This window comes from Pauljensenia sp. 20925_1_27 (assembly GCF_041432835.1).
In the GTDB taxonomy this organism is placed as follows: Bacteria; Actinomycetota; Actinomycetes; order Actinomycetales; family Actinomycetaceae; genus Pauljensenia.
This window is the reverse complement of record NZ_JAPWAH010000039.1, coordinates 1-2,637: the sequence shown is the minus strand read 5'-3', so window position 1 is coordinate 2,637 and position 2,637 is coordinate 1. Positions and strand designations below refer to the sequence as shown.

2 protein-coding genes are annotated in these 2,637 nt (G+C 61.0%); both read left to right on the top strand.

What is annotated here, in order from left to right; all coding sequences use genetic code 11:
- Positions 1 to 454 precede the first annotated feature (454 nt).
- The gene (locus tag O3684_RS10165) at positions 455 to 1,402 is read left to right on the top strand and encodes a hypothetical protein (protein WP_500066817.1); all 948 of its coding nucleotides are present in this window, start codon (positions 455 to 457) and stop codon (positions 1,400 to 1,402) included.
- A gap of 282 nt (positions 1,403 to 1,684) precedes the next feature.
- Positions 1,685 to 2,362 carry a potassium channel family protein gene (locus O3684_RS10160; protein WP_500066815.1) on the top strand — a complete coding sequence of 226 codons (678 nt, stop codon included), beginning with the start codon at positions 1,685 to 1,687 and terminating at the stop codon, positions 2,360 to 2,362.
- The last annotated feature ends 275 nt before the right edge of the window (positions 2,363 to 2,637 follow it).

The window sequence follows — 2,637 nt, the reverse complement described above, 5'->3', positions numbered from 1 at the left end:
TTTCTCCCGCTTCCAACACCACCTTGGTGCCTATTTCAACGCAGCTGACAGACTGGTCCCCACTTTCACCCGGGCACCAGACCAATGCGCCCCTGAGCTGGGCATTGTGCGGGTTATCGGCTGCTCATCACGATGTAGCTCCCGAACGCGCAGGGACTGATCGGAGGTTAGCCGACTGGAATTGGCCCCGGCACACACAGGCCAGTTCCGAGCAGCTCAATCCAGAGCAGGCACGACTAGCGTAAAAGCCCCATCATCCACAGGCTAGTTTCCAACCGAGAGTTATCCACAGGCTCATGCGCAGGGCTTGAATGCAACGTCCAACCGGAACACAGTTGAATCCAAGTACCAACAGCGAAGCACACCTCGCAGTAACGAAGGAGTTGCAATGTTGCGAGAACACGTGGAATCCATTCGATCGTCCCTGGTAGTTGCGGACTCCCACGCAGCTAGCATGCGTATTCATCGACGCATTCAGAATGGGACGCTGCGTCGTCTGCTCTCGGGCGTCTACATTCCGACAGCTCTGTTGGACAGACATAGTTCATCCGAGTGCAGGGACATAGCTTTTATTGCACGTGTATGTACCCTGAGTCTTCGTTACCCCGACTACGTTATTAGTGGTGTCGTCGCCGCGTACCTGCTTGGCCTTCCCTGCGAGGCTCGCATTGAGCAACTCGCGCTGTATGCGCCATCGCGAAAGTGCCCGACCCTCGTGCATTTTCCGGAAGTCGTCATTGATGACAGCATCCGCATCCCCTCCGTATGTGTTCGTACGTGCCGCCCGGGCCGTCCCGTGTCTTCCATCGAGTATCTGGGTTTTCGCATCGCGACACCGGCGCGAGTTGTTGTTGACTGCGCTCGCCTACTCAACGAACAGCACGGGTTTCCCATCGCCTGCGCAGGGTTGGCCCACGCGTGCCAGTTCGATCGTTTCCGTCAGGATGAGTCGCGCGCCCGCCAGGAGGAGTCACGTGGAGAATTCCACGAGGCTTTGGCTGCCACTTCCCTCAACACCATCGGACGAGGGCGAGCCCGATGGGTCATAGACCGCGCTGACGCTGGTTGCGAGTCTCCCGGCGAGGCTTTGGTTCTTCTGGCGTTACTGCGCGCGGGGATCACCGGGTTGACGACACAGGAGGAAGTCCGTATCGATGGCCGCACGTACTTCATTGATATTGCGTTGCCTGCATTGAAGATCGCGATCGAATTTGATGGCCGCATCAAGTACGGGGAGACCGTCAGCCAGGTACACGATTCGATCGAGGCCGAGCAGCGTCGCCAGCGAGACCTTGAGCGGGCGGGCTGGAAGGTGATTCGGGTTCGGTGGTCGGATCTGAAGCTCATCGACGAGGTCGTCGCCCAGGTTGTGGTTGCAATCCGCGCGAAGGTCGGACGCTGATTGTCCGCATGTCACAGCGCGGCCAGATGGCCGCATCGGCGTACCGTACGAGCAGGCGACGGCAACTGCGGCTGGTGCAGACACGAGCAGTAATGCGACCGCGGCCAGCACCACCAGCGAGACAGGCACCAGCAGCGAGGCAAGCCTCCACATGTTTCACGCATGTTTCACACGCCGAACGTGTGCCCGCGACGGACACGCGCGACAGCCAACACCCACCACACCAGCGACGCGCGGCCGCAGCGTTCGCGGCACGCGCGCCCGCAGGGAAGAATGGAGGGTATGGCAGATGAACGCGAGTCAAAGGAACTGCAGTCGGGAACGCTGGTCATCGGGCTGGGCCGTTTCGGCTCCGCTGTCGCGGTGACGCAGGACCAGTTGGGCTATGAGATCCTGGCGGTTGAAAAGAATCCCGCCCGAGTGCAGGCGTTCGCGGGGCGCTTCCCTCTTGTTGAGGCTGATGCAACCTCCAAGGACGCTCTCGAGCAGCTGGGCGCACGCGAGTTTCGCAGTGCTGTTGTCGGTGTGGGGTCGTCTCTGGAGGCGGCGGTGTTGATCACGGCGAACCTGGTCGACATGGGTATTTCGTCGATCTGGGTGAAGGCGACGTCCTCGCAGCATGGCCGTATCCTGCGCCGCGTGGGAGCGCATCATGTTGTCTACCCAGATTTGGATGCTGGTAAGCGCACGGCGCACTTGGTGGGTGGCCGCATGGTTGACTACATCGAGATGGAGAAGGATGGTTTCTCGATCATGAAGTTGCGCCCGCCGCAGGAGGTGCGCGGTTTCACACTGGAGGAGCTGGATTTGCGTGGCCGTTATGGCGTGAATGTGCTGGCTATTCGTCGTCCGAAGCAGCGTTTTGAGTACGCGGATGCATCCACGCGCATTAACGATGACGACGAGATCATCGTCTCGGGCGATTCGCACCTGTTGGAGTATTTCGCCAATAGGCCGTAGCACTGAGAATACAGGAGGGCCCCGCACAGTGGTGTGTGCGGGGCCCTCCTGTTGTCACACTGGGACGAGGCCGGGGCCGCCCGCGCTCACGCCGCGAGGCAGAGCGCGGGGGTCCGTGCCGGTCGTCTCACGTGCGCGGCACCTCCGGGGTGACTGGGCACCCCAGACGCACGGTCAGCGACCGCGACCGTGATGCGACTTATGCGAGCGTGGGTGACGTCCGCCGCCGTGGCCACCATTGTTGTGGCCACCATTGTTGTGGCCACCCTTGCCAT